This is a genomic window from Faecalimonas nexilis (genome assembly GCF_059731825.1).
Genome location: NZ_AP029189.1, coordinates 3407004 through 3426154, shown reverse-complemented (window position 1 = coordinate 3426154; position 19151 = coordinate 3407004). Strand labels below are relative to the sequence as shown.

General features: G+C 37.2%; 23 protein-coding genes. 9 read left to right on the top strand and 14 right to left on the bottom strand.

The genetic code is table 11. The annotated features are described in order from the left end of the window. Window positions 1-17: 17 nt before the first annotated feature. Genes AC6I5B_RS16955 through AC6I5B_RS16945 form a run of 3 tightly spaced genes read left to right on the top strand, consistent with a single transcriptional unit; the run spans window position 18 to window position 3538 of the window. Window positions 18-1424, top strand: coding sequence for an oligosaccharide flippase family protein (locus tag AC6I5B_RS16955; protein ID WP_497773475.1), 1407 nt, complete (start codon window positions 18-20; stop codon window positions 1422-1424). Then, window positions 1421-2545 carry a UDP-galactopyranose mutase gene (gene glf / locus AC6I5B_RS16950; RefSeq protein ID WP_497773474.1) on the top strand — a complete coding sequence of 375 codons (1125 nt, stop codon included), beginning with the start codon at window positions 1421-1423 and terminating at the stop codon, window positions 2543-2545. Before AC6I5B_RS16955 ends, glf begins: the two co-directional genes overlap by 4 nt. Further along, window positions 2546-3538 (top strand): acyltransferase family protein, encoded by a 993-nt coding sequence (locus tag AC6I5B_RS16945; RefSeq protein ID WP_497773473.1) that lies wholly within the window; start codon window positions 2546-2548, stop codon window positions 3536-3538. 155 nt (window positions 3539-3693) lie between these two features. On the opposite strand, the gene AC6I5B_RS16940 is transcribed toward AC6I5B_RS16945, so the two are convergent. The 14 genes from AC6I5B_RS16940 to AC6I5B_RS16875 all read right to left on the bottom strand — a co-directional run bounded on the left by AC6I5B_RS16940 (window position 3694) and on the right by AC6I5B_RS16875 (window position 15080). Then, the gene (locus AC6I5B_RS16940; RefSeq protein ID WP_497773472.1) at window positions 3694-3954 is read right to left on the bottom strand and encodes a transposase; all 261 of its coding nucleotides are present in this window, start codon (window positions 3952-3954) and stop codon (window positions 3694-3696) included. A 75-nt stretch (window positions 3955-4029) separates the two neighbouring features. Beyond that, window positions 4030-4194, bottom strand: coding sequence for a hypothetical protein (locus tag AC6I5B_RS16935; RefSeq protein ID WP_497773471.1), 165 nt, complete (start codon window positions 4192-4194; stop codon window positions 4030-4032). Window positions 4195-4242: 48 nt separating this feature from the next. Beyond that, window positions 4243-5859: an IS66-like element ISRgn2 family transposase gene (locus AC6I5B_RS16930; protein ID WP_119636217.1), complete on the bottom strand. Its 1617-nt coding sequence runs from the start codon at window positions 5857-5859 to the stop codon at window positions 4243-4245. 151 nt (window positions 5860-6010) lie between these two features. Next, window positions 6011-6160, bottom strand: coding sequence for an IS66 family insertion sequence element accessory protein TnpB (gene tnpB, locus AC6I5B_RS16925; protein WP_073962808.1), 150 nt, complete (start codon window positions 6158-6160; stop codon window positions 6011-6013). A 117-nt stretch (window positions 6161-6277) separates the two neighbouring features. Beyond that, the gene (locus AC6I5B_RS16920) at window positions 6278-7315 is read right to left on the bottom strand and encodes a tyrosine-type recombinase/integrase (RefSeq protein ID WP_118262634.1); all 1038 of its coding nucleotides are present in this window, start codon (window positions 7313-7315) and stop codon (window positions 6278-6280) included. Then, window positions 7312-8292, bottom strand: coding sequence for a tyrosine-type recombinase/integrase (locus AC6I5B_RS16915; RefSeq protein WP_117989137.1), 981 nt, complete (start codon window positions 8290-8292; stop codon window positions 7312-7314). The genes AC6I5B_RS16920 and AC6I5B_RS16915 overlap by 4 nt, the downstream gene beginning before the upstream one ends. After that, entirely contained in the window at window positions 8289-9512 is a 1224-nt protein-coding gene (locus AC6I5B_RS16910) for a tyrosine-type recombinase/integrase (protein ID WP_022250142.1), read from the bottom strand. The genes AC6I5B_RS16915 and AC6I5B_RS16910 overlap by 4 nt, the downstream gene beginning before the upstream one ends. Before the next feature lie 93 nt (window positions 9513-9605). Then, window positions 9606-9836, bottom strand: a complete 231-nt coding sequence (tnpB, locus tag AC6I5B_RS16905; RefSeq protein ID WP_497773470.1) for an IS66 family insertion sequence element accessory protein TnpB — start codon at window positions 9834-9836, stop codon at window positions 9606-9608. Then, window positions 9830-10243, bottom strand: coding sequence for an IS66 family insertion sequence element accessory protein TnpA (gene tnpA / locus AC6I5B_RS16900; RefSeq protein ID WP_172590409.1), 414 nt, complete (start codon window positions 10241-10243; stop codon window positions 9830-9832). Before tnpA ends, tnpB (AC6I5B_RS16905) begins: the two co-directional genes overlap by 7 nt. Window positions 10244-10387: 144 nt before the next feature. Continuing rightward, complete coding sequence (locus AC6I5B_RS16895; RefSeq protein WP_497773469.1) at window positions 10388-11029, bottom strand: ATP-binding protein; 642 nt, start codon at window positions 11027-11029, stop codon at window positions 10388-10390. Beyond that, a complete protein-coding gene (locus AC6I5B_RS16890) occupies window positions 11026-12582 on the bottom strand; it encodes a Mu transposase domain-containing protein (RefSeq protein WP_118724013.1) in 1557 nt (518 codons plus the stop codon). The genes AC6I5B_RS16895 and AC6I5B_RS16890 overlap by 4 nt, the downstream gene beginning before the upstream one ends. A gap of 111 nt (window positions 12583-12693) precedes the next feature. Beyond that, window positions 12694-13929 carry an ISL3 family transposase gene (locus AC6I5B_RS16885; RefSeq protein WP_497773468.1) on the bottom strand — a complete coding sequence of 412 codons (1236 nt, stop codon included), beginning with the start codon at window positions 13927-13929 and terminating at the stop codon, window positions 12694-12696. Between the two features lie 63 nt (window positions 13930-13992). Next, a complete protein-coding gene (locus AC6I5B_RS16880; protein WP_118357953.1) occupies window positions 13993-14631 on the bottom strand; it encodes a DUF6431 domain-containing protein in 639 nt (212 codons plus the stop codon). A gap of 92 nt (window positions 14632-14723) precedes the next feature. After that, the gene (locus AC6I5B_RS16875; protein ID WP_118617851.1) at window positions 14724-15080 is read right to left on the bottom strand and encodes a hypothetical protein; all 357 of its coding nucleotides are present in this window, start codon (window positions 15078-15080) and stop codon (window positions 14724-14726) included. Window positions 15081-15229: 149 nt separating this feature from the next. Here AC6I5B_RS16875 and AC6I5B_RS16870 point away from each other — a divergent pair, with 149 nt between their 5' ends. From AC6I5B_RS16870 to AC6I5B_RS16845, 6 genes are all read left to right on the top strand, one after another. After that, complete coding sequence (locus tag AC6I5B_RS16870; protein WP_118617852.1) at window positions 15230-15472, top strand: helix-turn-helix domain-containing protein; 243 nt, start codon at window positions 15230-15232, stop codon at window positions 15470-15472. A 112-nt stretch (window positions 15473-15584) separates the two neighbouring features. Further along, window positions 15585-16187 (top strand): transcriptional repressor LexA, encoded by a 603-nt coding sequence (gene lexA / locus AC6I5B_RS16865; protein ID WP_118617853.1) that lies wholly within the window; start codon window positions 15585-15587, stop codon window positions 16185-16187. Between the two features lie 185 nt (window positions 16188-16372). Continuing rightward, window positions 16373-16615, top strand: a complete 243-nt coding sequence (locus tag AC6I5B_RS16860; RefSeq protein ID WP_118617854.1) for a hypothetical protein — start codon at window positions 16373-16375, stop codon at window positions 16613-16615. Window positions 16616-17130: 515 nt separating this feature from the next. Continuing rightward, complete coding sequence (locus tag AC6I5B_RS16855) at window positions 17131-17484, top strand: helix-turn-helix domain-containing protein (RefSeq protein WP_118617855.1); 354 nt, start codon at window positions 17131-17133, stop codon at window positions 17482-17484. A gap of 178 nt (window positions 17485-17662) precedes the next feature. Beyond that, a complete protein-coding gene (locus AC6I5B_RS16850; RefSeq protein ID WP_497773467.1) occupies window positions 17663-17803 on the top strand; it encodes a hypothetical protein in 141 nt (46 codons plus the stop codon). Between the two features lie 165 nt (window positions 17804-17968). Further along, the gene (locus AC6I5B_RS16845) at window positions 17969-18673 is read left to right on the top strand and encodes a sigma-70 family RNA polymerase sigma factor (protein WP_270608237.1); all 705 of its coding nucleotides are present in this window, start codon (window positions 17969-17971) and stop codon (window positions 18671-18673) included. Window positions 18674-19151: the final 478 nt, after the last annotated feature.

The window sequence follows — 19151 nt, the reverse complement described above, 5'->3', positions numbered from 1 at the left end:
AGGGGGAAGGAGACATAATGGAGCAAAGTCGAGAAGCTAAATTGGTAAAAAATACCCTTATATATACAGTTAGTAATTTTGGCTCAAAAGTTTTAACATTTCTAATTGTGCCGTTATACACATACTATTTAACTACTGAAGAATTTGGTACATATGATACGATTATTTCTTTTATGAATTTGCTTGCACCTATATGTATATTAGCAATACATGAGGGACTTTTGAGATGGCTTTTAAAATCAAATGAAGAACATGGTGATATTTTAGGATCAGGTTTAGGACTATTATTTACGTTTATTATTTTAACAGACACAATAACATTTGTTGTATGTTCAATATTTCGCTGGAAATATACATTTGTTTTTATCGCTCTTTTAACAGCGTTTGCTTTGCATAATTGTTTCCAATTTATTGCGAGGGGAGAAAAAGAAAATAAAGTATTTGCTATATCAGGCATAATTTATACAATGGTTATGTTGTCGTTAAATATTTTATTTGTTATGGTGTTTCGATTTGGGGTTCAAGGTATGCTGTGGTCAATGACATTAGCGTATTGCTCAGATGTACTATATTTGATATTTTCTTTAAGAAAGAAAATACATTTAAAGGAAATGAAATTTAATAAAACACTTGCACTTTCAATGCTATCATTTTCAATTATGCTTGTACCAAATAGTGTAAGTTGGTGGATAATGAATGCTTCAGATCGTATTATGTTAACAATGATGGTAGGTGCAGCAACAACAGGAATTTATTCTTTAGCAAATAAATTTCCGTCTATAGTTACAATACTGCACTCTTTATTTTATCAAGCATGGCAGGAACAGGCAGTGCTTGAATATGATAGTGAAGGTAGAGATACTTACTATACCAATGTTTTTAATACATATATGAAGTTAGCGTGTTGTGCAGTAGCAGTGTTAATTCCGTTATCTAAAATAATTATTTTGTTTTTCATGAATAAAAGTTATGAATCTTCGTATCAGTATTTAGGAATATTATATTTAGGATCATTATTTTCGTCATTTGCAGGATTTTATGGAACGGGATATATTAGTGCTAAAGATACCAAAAATGCAATGAAGACAACGATTGTAGGTGCAGTTATCAATTTAATTGTAAATTTATTATTAATACCTGTAATTGACATTTGGGCAGCGTGTTTATCTACTGTATGTGGGAATATTGTAGTGTGGGCAATGCGAGTAAAACATACAAAAAAATATTTCAAAATTTCTGTTGATTGGAAATCATTTTATTTTATTATGATTGTTAATGTAGCTTTTACGTTCTTAAATTGTTTTAGTAATAATATTGTTACATTTATAATGATTGGTTTTGCAATAGTTATATCTATATTAATGAATAAAACAGTAATATTAAATATATTTTATGTACTAAAAAAGAAAGTGGTGAAGAAATGAAAAAATATGATTATTTGGTAGTAGGTTCAGGTTTATATGGTGCTATATTTGCTCATGAGGCAAAAATTAGGGGAAAGTCAGTCCTTGTTGTAGATAAACGCCCTAATATTGCAGGAAATATTTATACTGAAAATGTAGAGGGAATTAATGTGCATGTTTATGGTGCCCATATTTTTCATACAAATAATACAAAAGTTTGGAAATATATTACACAGTTTGCTGAGTTTAACCGTTTTACAAATAGTCCTGTAGCAAATTATAAAGGTGAGCTTTATAGTTTACCTTTTAATATGTATACATTTAATAAGATGTGGGGAGTAGTTACACCGGATGAAGCTATGGCAAAAATTGAGGAACAGAAGAAGGAAATAGTAGGTGAACCTAAAAATTTAGAGGAACAGGCAATTTCTCTTGTAGGACGAGATATTTTTGAAAAATTGGTCAAAGGCTATACAGAAAAACAATGGGGACGTGATTGCAAAGAGTTACCAGCGTTTATTATTAAACGTCTTCCAGTACGTTTAACATTTGATAATAATTATTTTAATGCTCTTTATCAGGGAATTCCTATAGGTGGATATACTAAGTTGATAGAAAATATTTTAGAAGGCATTGAAGTGCGTTTAAATACAGATTATTTAGAAAACAAATCAGACTTGGATTCTATGGCAGAAAAAATAATTTATACAGGTCCTATAGATGCGTATTTTGATTATAAATTAGGTACATTAGAATATCGTTCAGTTCGTTTTGAAACTGAATTATTGGAACAACCAAATTTTCAGGGAAATGCTGCAGTAAATTATACTGATCGGGAGACTCCATGGACACGTATAATTGAGCATAAATGGTTTGAATTTGGTAAAGATGTAGCAGGAAACGAATTACCAAAAACTGTTATTAGTCGAGAATATTCATCTGAATGGAAGCCAGGTGATGAACCTTATTATCCTGTTAATGATGACAAAAATAGTAAGTTATATAATGAATATAAAAAAATGGCAGATAGAGAGGAAAAAACTATATTTGGTGGAAGACTGGGAGAATATAAATACTATGATATGGATGCAACAATTGATTCAGTTTTAAATATGTGTGAAAAAGAGTTTGGAGATAGATAAATGCAAGATAGTATTAATAAGATACGACGCTATGACATAGATTTATTGAAATTTATTGCATGTATTATGGTGGTAATATTGCATGGAATAGAACCTGGGGGGGGTATACAACAGATAATATATTTGCTGGGTAGTTTTGGAATTCCATTATTTTTTTTAGTTAATGGATATTTGCTATCACAGAAAGATATTGACTTTAAATTTGCAAATGGAAGACTTTGTAAATATTTTAAATTTATGTTGCTTTGGGCTATTATCTGCGGTATTCCTTTTTCAATAATTGAGCATAGAGTTATGTTTTTTTATTTGATTAAGGATGCTTTTTGCGGAAAGGGACTGTTATTTCACTTATGGTTTTTAGCAGCATTAATAATTTTATATTATATGAAAGCATGTACACGTTGGCTCGGAAAGTATGTTAAGCTATCATTGATAGTAAATTTTTTAATTATTTGTATGGCACTATCCTTTGTATTCATTATAAATATTATTATCAAACAAAAATATAATTTAGAAATTAGAGACATTGTGCCACCGTGTCTTCGGGTAATTACAAATGGAGGTTTTTTTATACTTGGATTTTATTTAAAAGAGATAGATGAGATTAAGTATAATAGATGTATTTTAGTAGTTATATTACTGGTTTCTATTTTGAGTTTAAATTTACTTTCATATATGACTAATAACATATGGGCATCGTCTATGTATCCATCTATTCCGGTTGTTTTTGGTGTAGTAGTTTTATTTTTATTGGTAACGAGAATACCATTGAAACTTTCTTCTAATAAAATTAAAGTATTATCTACGAGTACTGGAATTTGGATATTGCATCCATTCATATTAAGAGTGATTAATAAAATATGCCGTGTACTATTTGGCGAAATTACTATATGCGGGAAAATAGCTATTGTCATAGCAACAATAGCTATTTCAGGAATAATTACATATTATATGAAAAAAAATAAATACCTATCATTTTTGGTAAAAATTTAAATATTGAAAGATAATGAGAGAGAAAATATGAAGATTACTTTAGTTATTATGGCGCAATAAATTTGGATGGGGTTAGGTGAATTTGCTCTCCAAGAATTTAAGGGGCGGCATATACCCCAAAACGGTTTGTAGCTGATCTTGGGCTCGGACAACATTTAGTTGTCCGGGTCCTTTTTTTCAACCATTTTAACGCTTCCGTCATCCTTGTCGATTTCAAAATCAATGCCTTTTTCTAAGACCAACATACATCTGTTTCTGAATCGTTCCCAGTTACGATATCCATTGGCTGCTTTCGTAACTAATTTGATGATCGCATTGCGATTTTCCATCAGTGCATTGTTGATTCTTTTCTGTTCTTCAGTAATTTCTCCTGTGTCTTTCGATACATTATATTCAGCTTTTGATATACTGCACATTTCGGATAAACGGAGCCCCTTTCCCGCGTCAGCGGTGTAAGAGGCTCGCACCAGCGGTGCGTTATCCGTTTGTTGTTACTTGTTAATAGGTTCCATATCTCTCATGTTCTTACCATTCATCTCCAAACGATAGGCTCCACTAAGCATGCGTGCAAGGCACGCCTCTGCATAAGTATGATCCTGAAACATGTCATACCAGGCAGGTACAGGGTAAGCGCAAAATATTGCTACGCTGCCCATGAATCACGCTTGCACCAAAATGATAGATGCAAGCGTTTTGCTCTATGTTTAGTTTTGACAGTTTGCTTTCGCAGTCTCGCTCCATGGGGCAAGCTGTTCCAGCTGTTCATCTGACATTTTATCGTCTGGCCGCTGTGATAAGAGGTATGTCAGATATTTGTAGGTATTCAGGTCATTCGCTTTTGCCATCTCAACCATTGTATACACAATAGCACTAGAGGCCGCTCCCTTCGGACTGGCACTGAACAGCCAGTTCCTCCGACCAACAGTGAATGGTCTGATTGCATTCTCGCTAAGATTGTTGGATAAACTGCAATGACCATCTTCCAGATAGGTCATCAGGGTGTCTTTCCGATTTTGGGCATAGTTCACCGCTTTCGCCAAACGGGTTCCCTTGTTTGGACGCTGTTGATCCAGCCAAATCCAGAATGCCTCCAGTATCGGCTTCTCCTTTTCAAGACGGAACTGTTTTCTCTGCTCCGCAGTATGATTTTTTGCTTTTGAGTACCGCTCACAATCAAACAGCTTGGAGCAAAATTGTACTCCCTGCACCGCCGGAAGGCTGTAATCATACTCTTTCCCTTTCGGTATGGCATCTGTGAAATAACGTCTCACATGTGCCCAGCAAGAGCAGCGTTTGATATCCGGCAGATTGTTATAACCCTGGTATCCGTCGGTCTCCAGATATCCACGGAACCCCTGCAGGAAAGATGCTGCATGGAACTTTGCCCTTGTCTCTGTGTAATGATAGAGCAGGATCGGCGGAAGCCCATCTTCTCCACTGCGGAAGAGCCACATCCAGGAATCTGTTTCAGGATTGCGCTCCGGCTCATTCAGTACCTGAACCCGAGTTTCATCTGCCATCAGATATTTACGCATCCGTAACTGACGGTGAAAATAATCATAAACATGGCAGAGGTAATTCTCGGTACAGTAAATGATCCAGTTAGCAAGCGTAGCCCGGCTCAATGGGACACCCAGCTGCTTCCATTCCGATTCCTGCCGGTTTAATGGCAGACCATTCTGGTACTTCTGGTGCATTGCCCATCCTACAACGGATTCCGATGCATAACTTTCCGGGATCAATGGTTCCTGAACAGGCGCTTTGACAAATGTCTGATCATCCGGGTGTTCCTCTGATATGGCACACTCCGGGCATTTATAGGTTTCACGATAGATATTTACTACTTTCCCTTTGGCAGGGGTAAACCGGAATTCATGGCGGACGAATTCTTTCCCAATACATTCCATCTGCGTTCCGCAGGTTGGACAGTTCCGCTCCTCCTCCGGAAGAGAAATGATCTCGTCGCAGGAAGGAACATTTTTAAAGAGATCCGCATGTGTCCGTCGTGCTTTTCGCTTATGTTCCGGAACAGTGATGTCATCAGGAAGTTCCTGTTTCCATGTCGGATCTGCTTCCTGCTCGGCTTCATCAAAAAGATTCAGCTGACCATCGATATCTTTCCGTTTTTCACTGGAAGTACCAAAGAGCTTCTTCGTGAGATATTCAATCTGCTGACGAAGATTTTCTTTTTCCAGACGGTCTGCTTCCAATGTTTTTTGTAAAGACTGGATCAGTTCTGTCTGTGCGGAAATCGTTTTATTCAGTTGGTTGATCATGTCCTTGTACGCAAGGATTTTTGAATCTTTTGAATTACCAGCCATATGTCTTCTGCTCCTTTTTTACTGCTCTTATTATACCATAAAAAGCAATGAAAAGGAAGCAGAAAACCCAGTATTTACAAGGGATTGCAGACATGATACAGGGTGTGGAAAGCTCTCCATTTTTGTTGGCTGGCATAGAGGTTTTACACAATCATTCCGTAGGTTTGAATGCTTTTGGTTGTTCGATTTCAAGACCGGACATGAGCCAGTCGAATTGCTGCCAGGTCAGTTGCTTTACTTCCAACTGATTTCTGGGCCAGCGGAATCTGCCCTGGACTTCCATACGTTTATACAGCAGCACTTATCTAAGAACTCGAATAAGTGTTGTTATTAGAATAGAATTATTATTCGAGATAATCTCTTGGAAAGCCCAGAAATTAAGACTTTCTAAGAAATCTTCTCGAATAATGATATCCTATTAGTGACTCTTCAAAAAATCAGGAACATTTCTTTCTTCCAAGTCTTCTTCATCAATATAAATCGAACGCGGAAAATTCATTTCGTTCCATTCACGGATATGTTTATCAACTGTTGCCTGTGGACTTTCTGTATAAATCTGTGTCGTTTGAACTGATGCATGTCCAAGGAAAGCTTTTATTACCATAATCGGAACTCCCGCTTCTAACATATGTTGTCCGGTCGTGTGTCTCATACTATGAGGTGAATAGTGTTCTTCTTTGAAAAGATTGGGCGTTTTTTCTTTAGCGAGTTTTATATATTTTTTGTATATTTCTTCCACGCATGATATTGTCATATGCTCATGCGTCTGACTCGAAAATATATGTCTGTCAGGTTCTGTTTCTATTCTGCGATGTCTAATATATTTTCTAAGCATAGATGCACAAGGGTCAGGAATACGTATGCGACGTGCTTTTGAACCTTTTCCTACTATATCAATAGTAGTACCAGTTGATCTGAAATTGACAGATTTTACAGTAAGATCACACACTTCCTGTGCACGTGTGCCTGTTGCATACATAAAGCTTAATAAAACCATGTCTCTTAAACCAGTCTCACTTTTTTGGTCAGGCAGTGCCAGAAGGATCTTTACTTCATCGGTGGTAAAACCAACACGCCGCTTTTTAGGTGCTTTTTTTGATGGAATCCTCAATACAGCACTTCTAAAAGTTGATGCTGCATCAAAGTCATAGTTTTGTGCATACTCGGAAAAAGAATACAGTGCGGCAAGTCTTTGATTTCTGGTTGTAACTGAACATTTACGTTCATTTTCAAGCCATGACATAAAATCGGAAAGCGTATTTACATCTAAACAGTCAAAAGTAATCTCATCTGCTTTCGTGTTTTTGACTGAATACATATATTTTATTAAAAGTGTAAATGTTGTTTTATAAGAGTTGATTGTGTTCTTACTTAACCCACGTGCTTCCGGCATATATGTATTTACATAGTATTCAAGATATTTCATAAAAATCGAAGGAGTCTTCTGCTTTCTCATAAATCAACCTCCGGAAACAGAGATTCTGTGAAATCAGCAAACAAGAGCATATCTTCTTCGAAGAGTTCACTGCTGAATTTCATATATTTTTCACTTTCCACAAGGGATTCATGACCACAATATACAGAAAGATATGGAGAAGCCATATCGATATGATATCCTGCAGTTTCCAGCTGTTTAAAAGCATGGAACATAAAACAATGTCTTAAACAGTGCAGGCATGGAGCACGTTTATGAGGATCTTCATTCCCTTTGATAATACCAGCTTTCCTAAGAATCTTTTTAAATTGGCGTTCAGCAGTTATTGGGGATAAATGTTCGCTTTGTCCTGGGAATAAAAATGGATTATCTATACCATAGATTTTTATCACCTTACAATAATCCTTCAGCATGTTTGTTAATGTTTCATGCATTGGAACTAATCGTTGTTTCTTGTTTTTTGAATGTATAATACGGATGACTCCGTTTTCTAGATCCAGATGCTCCATCTTCAAATTTAGAGCTTCGCCTAATCTGAGTCCACAACAATACAAAAGGCGTATGAGAACCGCCATTTCCATATGTATATGCGGAATGCTGCTAAATTTGTTTGTCATTGGATATGCATCAGCAATAGCAAATATATTCGACAATTCCTCATCACTAAATATATAGGGAATATACAAATCTTTCGTTTTCTGGAAGGGCGGAAGATAAACAACTTTTCCCATATCGGCTCTATATTTCATAAAGTTTCGTATAGTCTTTATGTATCCATTAATAGATGCCTCTGGAACACCTACATCATTAAGCCACTGATTTATTATTGTTTGTGGTACAATTTCATCATTATAAGATATTTTTGTAAGATATCTGTCAAAAGAAGACAGGCGATAATTATCCAAACGATAGGTATTCCATGCGAAAGTCGCAACACGATACTCCATGAATGACTGCATGTCGTCTTTAAAACAACTTTTAAAAATCACGGTTCTCATATACGACCTCCTTTCAGGAATTGGTGAAGTGTTCCTGAAGGTGCCGGGCATGCAAGAGCACAATTCCTAAGCATCTGAATATCAAGACGTGCATAGTGCCTGATTGCATTGGGACTATCATGTCCCAGTACTTTTCTTACGGTTTCATAAGATATGCCATCGTTTACCATCGATGACGCAAGAGAAGCTCTCAGACTATGAGGTCCATGTTTTTTACCTGCAATGTTAATACCAGAGCGAATCATATGTTTTTTTACAGCAAATGAGACAACAGAATACGATATTTCTGAATAAGGGGCACATGATTTTAAAAATACATAGTCGCTTGTGGATGCAGGACGATCTGTTGACAGATAATCCATCAGTGCTGTTTTGATTTCTGGCACCATGTAAAGTTCTGAAACACTTCCCGTTTTATTTTGGATAAAGCAGATACGCTGATTTTTGAAATCAAGAGAATCTAATTTAAGCGAGGCAATATCTCCCGCACGCATTCCTAATCGCGAAGCGAGAAGCAATATCGCATAATCTCGTTTTCCGATAGAAGAAGTTCGGTCTACAGCATTTTCGATCTCGATGATTTCAGAGATATCATAAGTTTCAGGAATACGTATACCACGATTGAATTTAGGAACTAATGTTGAAAAATCTTTTTCAATGTATCCTTGTGCAAAAAGATATCTTAAAAAATCTCTTAGTTCAGGATAGAATTCTTTATTCTTAAGATTCACTGAAAACTGAATGATTTCAGAACTATTTATGTATTCAAGACTTTTACAATTGTTTTCATCCAGATAAGTAAGGAATAAATATAACAAGCGTTCTTTAGTCTTTAGAGTAATTGGACGATTTCCTATCTTGCGACAATGTTCAAGATAATCCGCCTTAATAGCGTGATATTGCTCTGGAACAGACAAATCTTTTCGTGGAACGGAATATACGAAACCTGTACCAGAACAGATATTATTTAATCTTCGAATGACTGTCCTGAAAAAACGTTTCGTCGTATAGTTGTAATCTCTTGATTCAACTTCTTTTTTGTAGTATTGATCTGCAACTGATGAAGAATAATCAGTTATGTTATTAGCTAACATGAATTTTTTGATTCGTTTTACATGTTCCTGATACAGTTGTATCGTGCTTTTTGCATACTTTTCTTCTTGAAGTATTAAAGTTAGTTGATCATACAATTCATCAATAGGTATTTGGGTATTATTCATTGGACACCTCCGTCTTATATTAGTAAGTCCAATGATACATCATTATTCGAGAAGATTTCTCTGAAAGTCTTAATTTCTGGACTTTCCAAGAGATTATCTCGAATAATAATTCTCTTCTAATAACAACACAAATCCGTCAGATTCCCAAAGCAAAGCTTTGATCCTGTCACAACGTTTTCCACAGAAAAGATACAGGGCGCTTCGCCTTGGATCCATATGGAGTTGATTCTCTACAATAGCACACAGCCCGTCAATGGATTTCCGCATATCCGTTCTGCCTGTTACGATATAGATTTCATCGGCGGCTGTGATATCCCCTAACATTCCAACTCCTTCACAATGCGAAGCGTTTGAGCCAGAAGCTGAGGATCTGTTCCATTTGGTATTGTTAGATGCAAACTTCCTACAGACAGCTTCATTGGCTCTGCTACGGAAAGGTTATTTTTTTCCGTAGCTACCGGAATCACATTTAATGGCTGTTCATATGGGAGCGGGTCAGTATCATGAAAATCCACTCTGACAACTTCCTGGCTTTCCGGTGCACGATAGCTGCGTCCGGTTGACGCTGGCAAATCCACACAACCTTTCTGACGCAGCCTTTTTACCCAGTTGTAAAAAGTTCCCGGTTTAATGTCATGTTCCACACACCATTGATGATCTGTCAACCCACTTTGACGGCATTCCATGATGAGACGGTATTGTTCTTCGGTAGGTATTCTTTTGCTTCTCATGAGCACACCTCCATAAATCGGATAGAGTAAAATGCTCGCATCTATCATTTCTAGCAAGAGAAGATGAAGTGAAATGCTTGCATTTTCTATTGATTATTATGGAATGATTTTTAGGGCAACACAATCCGTCGAATTATTTTGCGCTTACGGTACAGGGAACTGAGAGATTACAAGGATGGATTTATGAGGATCTCTGCTGTCGAATACCTCAAATAAGTTTCGGCACTTATTAACATCCATGTTCATCAATCCAAAATCGTCAACGACAAGAAGATCATAGCCAGCGAACAGATTCAGTTCTTCTTGATAAGTGTCGAGTTTTTCTGCTTTGGACAACTCATTTATCAACTGGCTAGCCTTCATGTACCGGACTGTCTTGAACTGCCGCAAGGCACAAATACAAAGTGCATTGGCAAGGTAGCTTTTACCGGAACTGGTTTTTCCTGTTATGACAAGATTTTTTCCCTGTTCAATCCATTCACATTTGGAAAGTTCCTCTATGATGCGCACATCCAGCTGTCGTTCCGGATTATAAAGCGTTTCATCCAGATCAGCAGCGGGATATTTCAAGGTTGCCTTTTTGATAAAACGATTCAGTTTCTTGGAATAGCGCAGATTCCATTCAGCATCTACGATACGCTGTATTTTTTCTCTGAATGGAAGAAGTTCTGCATTGGGATCTGCAAACACTTCCTCCAATGCTTCTGCCATACCGGAGAACCGCATACTTTTAAGCTTACTGCAGATTTCGTAGTCCTCTGTGGAAAGTTGGTTTTTATTTATCATCGATACTCCTCCTTCCCTCGTAAGTTACTATGCTCTGGAAGTGAGGATGTAGTCGGTACCGAATGATTGTCCTGCATATTTTTCAGGAGCTTTTTGAAATAAGAATACCTACAGGCATTACTTTCCACGCATGTTTTTGCGATATCTTCCAGCAAAAGTCTGGATTGATTCTTACACATATGAAGAATGCCGTTACAACTATTATAGGCTTGTTCTTCGTGCTGAGGTGTAAGAAGCACGGAATCAATAAGTTTACCCATATATGGACCGATACTCGAGGCCCATCGTCTGTAATAAGCGCCATCTTTAGAATTCACTTCTTTGTAGTATTGATGCTCTAGAGCCATGTGCTCCGGCTTGGTGATGTATTTGGGAAAGTCTTTGTAGGACCTTCTATGGGTACAAATCAGCTTGTTATTCCGGTCGCAGATTCGTACCTCTGCCATTGTAGCCTTAAGAATTGCAGGCTGATTATAATACGTGTACAATACTGAATAATAGTGGTCATCATACAACAGATGGTAATTATTCGGTACACGGGCAAAGTATTTATAATCACACAGCGAGAAGGATTCACCGGCAAGTGGCTTCATCTGTGGTTTGTCATATCGAAGGAAACTTTCCATTTTGGAAAGGGACTGGGAGGTCCTTTTCTCGTTGTTGATGTCCGCTATTTTTTGCCGTACATCACGATTGATATCTTCGATACTGTAGTAAACTTTTTCTTTCAGGTCTTCCAACAGATGTGTCTCCAGAAACTGAACGTACTTCTCCACCGTTGGTTTTCCCTTCGGCTTGCGAGGCGGTGGTGGAAGGATTACTACATCGTAGAAATTCTCTAAGTCCTGATAGACACTATTGATTACCAGTTCATCCTTGGTATGCTTGGTGATTGCAGTTTTTAAGTTGTCTGGTACGAGATATTTAGGCACTGCACCATAGGACTCCAATGCATGAACAGTACCGGCAATGAAGTTGGGCAGTTTTTCATCCTCAAAGGCTTCCGCATAAATAAGGTTGCTTACTCCAACAGTTGTAACAAAAAAATGTACCTTTTTTATTTCACCAGTTGATGAATCCACAAGAATTTCCGGTTGATCACCGACCCAGTCGATGTAAACCTTTTCTCCTGGAATCCGTTCCACGACCATGCTGACAGCTTCCGAGCCGTAATGCTTTTCAACGAAGCGTTTAAAATACAGGCAATACTGTGTATATTGATAACCGGAAGGACAGTCCTTCTTGTATTTTAGCCACAGATAAAAGAGATTTGCTTTGCTTCCTGGCATAATTAGCCGCTCATAGACGGCTTGGTAATCAGGCATAACGGAATCATCTTTTCTGCGGAGGTTTTCGGGTGGAAAGAATAGATGTTCCACTTCCTCTGCCGACATTTGTTTCAGCGTATCAAGATCTTTGCCGGATTCTTTGAAGCGGTTCATGATCAGAGTAATTGTGCTGCAGCCAACTTTGTATCGGCTACGGCAATCATCATAGGATATGCCACGTTGACGCATATCGATGATTCCAAGAATTGTAGTACAGTTTTGCATAATTGTATGCTCCTTTCTCATTTGTTTTTACCACGAGAAAACTATACCACAATAAGTCTCACACCGATATTCCGAGCAGGTACACCGGTGGAACAATGTGCTCACACCGTTTCAAACGAAATATTCACACCGGTCGGGCGAAATTTGCAATATACAGAATGAGTTGATGATTTCAACTTTCCAATTACTCATTGTTTTACTGAATGCCACTAGTTCTTCAATATTGCTTTCTCTAAGATGTTTGATAACTGTTTCTATGGCTTCAGGTGCTGTTTTGACTGTATTCGAAACATAAAAATCCGTGACTTCATCCTTTAATTCCCAGGCTTTGTTGATATCCGGATGAATAGATACCAACTTTTGTGCTATATCATATGGATTCAGATAGGCTCTGAAATGTGCATTATAATATCTTTTTCGCGTTATATCGAACAGTCTCTTTTTATCTTTGCACATCGCATTGTTGAAATGTTTGAAGAGGAATCTGTTCTGATGTTTAAGCAGGTAATAGGCATCTTTTTGTTCCTGTGTCCTATCTTTATAATTGATACATCCATATGGTTTCATGATTCTAAGTCGTATTGAATCTACTTTTCGGTTCAGTTCCTGTGCTACGTGATAACGGTCCACTACATGAAGTGAATGTTTAAAATGTTTGTGTATGATCCTTCGGTAGGGGTCGTACATATCCGTAGCTATAAATTCAACTTGATCTTTTTCGTATTTTGGAATCTTTGAATAATATTCATCCAAGTAATCGTAACGTCTACTAGGAAGGATATCGATAGGGCGTCCAGTCTGTTGATCAATTAATACACAAACATATTTACTGTGTGTATCTTTTGAATAGAATGCGTAGTTTTCATCTGTAGACATGATCCTTGGCAGCTTGGCTCTTGGAATATTTACTGTCGCATCAAATATAGAAGCTACAGTTGTAGGCGATATATGATATCTTTCTGCAATAGAAACGAATGTTTCACTAGGTTTTGTGAGATCCCTCATTACACATTGAATGACAGTTGAGGTTATCTTCATTCTTTTAAATACAAATGGATTGAATTCATAATAAGTTGTGTGACAGATTGGACAAACAAATCGTCTGGCATGATATACAAGAATACATCCTTTATCGTTTAAGATGGAATGATTAATTTTTTTGGCTACATAGCCCTTAATTTTGACAGACTCGTTGCCACATTCAGGACATGGTGGCCTTTTATCCGTCAGTTTAAGGTCAATAACCACCTGTTTGTTTCTAACGATACTTGTACATGACTCAATACAGTCCATTTCAAGGCCGAAAGTGTTACAAATGGTAATGATATTATCGTAAGAATCGTTCATAGTTCGTTTCACCTCCAACATATTCTTATCTGATTTCAGTATAGGAATATATGAAACGAAACTCTAACGAAGGTGTGTTGGTGACATGAAAAAACCAAAATATATACGTTTTTTATTGCGATTCTTAATGATTGAATGAATGGTTGAGTAAAAACGAGTGAAAACAGGGAATGGCTCCAATGCAGAAAATTTAAAACGACGTTTCAAATAATCTTTATAAGTAATATTCATTTCAGTATCGGATTTTAAAGCATTCTGGATATTAAGGATGATATGCAGAAAATAAGGAAGTACAGTGGTTGGCAAAACCACGTGAGTAGAACCGCAGTTGTTGCATCGGACACGCTGGATCATGATCTTGATGCGTGTCATATCTTCATTTATGAAACATCTAGGGTGAGTTCCATAAAGAATAAGAAGACCAATCATACCACATTTAGGGCAAGGAACTGAAGCAAGCAATGGTATGAAAGATTCAATAAAAGTATTATAAGCCTCTTGATTTTGTGTAACGTTGTCAGTAGTATAAAAGTGTAACATAAGCATACCTTTCAGGTGGCTTGGTGGGGAAAAAGCGAGGGAAACAGATCTTGGCGGAAATGTATTTCGCTTTTTCTTTTTGTCAGCTGAATTATCCTTCAATTCAAGTATAACAAAAAACGCCCCAAAATACTTTGGAGCGAATCTTGAGCTGCCTAGCACACTGCCCTATATAATCTTATAGCGTATCTAGACCCCAACTATTTTTATATAGTCTTTTATTGCTTATGAATGATTAGATTAACATGAAAATATTATATTGTTTCTCGTAAAAAAGAAAATGCATCAATGATTCCTTGTTTGTAGGCAATCCGTATATATTCTATAGATGAAATGTTTTCAGCAGTGATAGCGGCATCAACCGCATCCCATTGCTGGGGAGTTAGATTTAAATCCTGTATTTTTTCATTGGCTTTATTGCATTTTTTCTGAGCTTTTTGATATTTTTTATCTTGTCTGAGTGCGGCAGGTAATCCTGTTTCCATGCGGAAAGAGGTAATCTGATCCAGAATACTTTCTGATGATGACAGACTGTTTTTAACATTATGAATGAAATATTCTGTAAGTGCTTTATAGAGATTCTTTTTTTGTTTCTGTTCTTTTTTGCTCATTAGATAAATTCCTCCTTAAAATTGTACAAGTAAATAACGGTATAACGTTAATTTATCATCAGTTTACGAAAATGTAAACGGTACACCGTTAATAAACGAAGAGGAAATCCTTTATACTGAATATATATTGTGATTTAAGGAGAATTTGCATGACGTATTCAGATGCCATAATAAAGAGATTGACTGATCTGTGTGTTGAGAGAGGGATAACGACAAATAAACTTGCTACATTGTCAGGGATTACACAATCAACGCTTAATAGTATGATGAGGGGAGAAACGAAGAATCCAAAGTTAAAGACTTTGCGTAAGATTGCTATGGGATTCAATATGACGGTAGCAGAGTTGCTGGACTTTCCAGAGATGAATGAGATGGAATTTGAGGATGAATAAGAGAAAATATGTTCGGCAAAATTAGAAAAATATATTGACTTACAAAAATATGTTCGGTATAATAATTTCTATCAGAAACGTATCGTTTCCGATAGAAAGGTAAGGTGAAAAGATGCGGCATAAGAGCGAAGAGTTAATGAAGCAGATTATGGATTATGCAGAACAGTTTCAGTTGCTGAATCATCGTTCACCTTATACCAGCGAAATCGCAAATGCGCTCGGTATAGTCAAGAGTACAGTATACAAGTACCTTGTTGCTATGAATGACAGAGGAATGTTAAGCTACCGCAATGGGGAGATTGTTACTGAGAGAACGAATAAAATATCTCTACTTACGAAGCCAGCGGCAGTACTTGGGTCAGTATCCTGTGGTATGCCGCAGCTGGAGGAAGAGTACATTGAGGAATATGTTTCTCTTCCTGTTTCGTTGTTTGGAGAAGGAGAGTTCTTTATCTTGCGGGCTAGTGGAGATTCTATGATCGGAGCAGGTATCAACAGTGGAGATATGATTGTGATCCGGAAGCAGAGTACAGCTTCTGAGGGTGATATTGTCGTTGCTCTTGTAGATAATGAATCGACATTGAAGCGGTTTTTCCTTGATACAGAAAGAAGGTGTGTCCGGTTGCATCCGGAGAATAAAAAGTATCCGGATATTTATACACAGAATTGTACTGTTCAGGGTGTTGCTGTCCATGTGATTAAGTCATTGCAGTAGATGACAAGGATGGCAGCAGGTGTAAGTTGCGATGAGATTGTCAGAGCCAATCCCAGGGGAAGATTATATAGCAGGTGGCATGGCTTCGGTGTGACGGAATCGCCTGTTATTAACTCATCAACGGTTTTCATTTCCCTTATCCGTTTGAGTGATAGTTTGTGTAGATATTACTTGGAGGATTATTGATGAGCAAAGAACCATTATTTGTTACATGCCCGGTATGCGGCAAAGTAAACCAGAAAAGCATTTTTACTTATTCAGAAGTACGTTGTCAGAGATGCCATCGAGATCTGACTGCATTTGCGGATGTAGGAGTTGTCGTTGGCATTGATATGAGCAAGAAGCGGTCAAAGGAAGAAGTTGACCGTCTGGAGATGTATATGTCACATCTGGTAGGGGTTCTCCGGGATACGGAAGAATCAGAATAGCAGTAAAGTATATTGATACAATTTAATAAGCATGAAATGAGAATATCTGTGAATCTGTAATATTAGACGGTTGGATTCTTCAGATGCAGCATAGATATTCAAGAGTTTGCTGAACGTGTTGAAGATGGCACAGAAACATCAGGAACCCGGCAAAACATATGCAGAAAGTTTATGGAGATAGTATACCTATATATTATCAACATAGCGATTAAGCATAGTGTTTTGTCGGTTTTTTGCGTTTTTATACCAAAAAATGGATAATTAAAGTAGACAGAAATAATTTCTTGTGATAAACTCAGTATGTTAAGAAAAATTAATAATTTACATAAGGAAAAGTTTATTTCTATAAGACTACAAATATTTAGCCTGGAATAAACAGTACAATATACATACTTGAGGATGATTTTACATAGTTGGAACTTGGGTCTTACTATGCACATTTTTAGTATGTAAGGAGATTACTGTTTATTTCAGGCTTTTTTATTTCCCAAAATATAAAAGAAAGGGGGTACTGCATGTCTACGAAAGAAAAAAACATGGATGAAAGAATTGCGTTTGGCAATTCTCTAAGTGAGAAACGTAGGGAAAGTGGTTTTTCGCAGGAAGAGCTTGGACTAAAGATTGGAAAAAGCTCTAATGCAGTATCCCGGTATGAAAATGCAGAGAATACGATGGATGTACATACCTTTGCAAAAACTGTAAATGCTTTAAAAGCAAGTCCATATGAATTACTTAAAGATCTAGAAGTACCAGAACCCGATAGTAAAATAGTGTCTTTGTTCTTCCAGATACAAAGATTAGATAAGAATAAAAAGAAGTTTGCATTATCAATGGTGGAATCCATGCTTGATAATCTGGCAAGTCTTTAAAAATTTAGGTTTAGCACTTACTTATAAAAATGAGTAGGTGCTTTTTTGTACAAAATTTTATTTCCACAGATGTGGGGAGAAGTATGAGGATTTCCACACATCTGCCGGGGAAAAACAAAGATGTTTATTTTATAATCAAATCACCAACAGCGAGGTGCTGAAATAAGGAGGCCAGAACATGACTCAGGAAGAATTGGAGTTTCGCCGCAGGTGTCCCTACGATGCCTTTGGTGATTATTCAGATGTATTAAAGAAAATCCGTCAGAAAGAAAAAGAGAATAAGACGGATACCGTATCAGTAGTAAATAGAAGTAAATAATGCTGGTTGAATCTTAGCACTGTGATTGTGCAGCAGATTTTTCCATACAGAAGGCAGCAGGCTGGAGCTTCGGTTCCGCTAATAAAAAAAATTAGCGGAATCGGGGTCTATTTAGCTTAGCTGCCTTTCTTTTTGTCACCGGTTCCTGCGGGAAAGGTGGCAATTATGCTGACATTAAGAACACTGAAAGAACTGATCGACACACCAAAGAGAGGAGAGAAACTTCCTACACCGAAGCAGCTTCGTACGGGGGAATCACCGGTAGTTGCTCATAAAACAACAGGAGCAGGTGTGAATGAGGGACATATTATCGTATATCAGTCCGGATATGCGGTTTATGGCATCGGAAACAGAGTAACGGTATTCCCGGTAAATCTGGAACTTGGTTATGGTTATTCTTCTGTGACAGAAAAGAAGAGAAAGGAAGATGAGAAGTATAATACCTGGAATCCAGAGACAGGACTTCGTGAGAAGAAGTATTTCTGTGAATTAGAGGAAAGCTTTTTTGAAAAGGAAGAATGGTATCTGCGTCTGATGCTGATTGGCGAGGATCGGCTGGCACATAATCTGGCTACCCGTGATCGGGGACGCTGCATTTCATTTAATGGCATTTCTGAGGATTTTGAAGGAATGGAAGATGAATTGATGGATGTAGAAGAACGTGTGAACCGTCAGCAGATTGCAGAAGAGATGATGAGTGTACTTAGTGATAAGCAGAAAAAAGTAGTTCAGGAATTTTACTGGAATCAGAAAACACATAAACAGATTGCAAAGGAAAATGGAGTAAAGAGAAATGCCGTAACAGAAATATTGAAATATGCTCTTAATAAAATAGAGAAAAATTATGATGAAGATGGCAAAAAAAGATAAGTAAAATGAGAAGGGCAAGCTGCATGTGTAAAGCAGTTTCCCTGTAAGTTTATTTTCAATTCTAAATAGCATTTATATTCTAAAAAATTTTTTTGAAATTTTTCTGACCTTTTGCCCTCTGCCGCCTGTGATTAGTGGAAAGAGGGCAAAGTCATTCAAGACAACATTTCTAAATGATTTAATCCCAATCCGCCGTACCTTGATAACTGAATAAAAGGTCAGGAGAGGATGAAAGCTCAGCTACGCATTTTGCGGCCAGTGGAAGTTCTCTTCTGATCGGAAATGCTCAATCCTTATTTTTGTTATGCCCGGTTCGCCGGGCGATGACAGTAGACCATGCGTCGGAGCTTCGCTTTTATGCAGGTTCCGGCGTATGACTGTGCTGTCATCAGCAATGATTTTGGCACAAATAATTTAAAACGGGGTGATGCCTATGATTTGATTGTATCAGACAGGTGAAAGCCTGTAAACCGGTAAC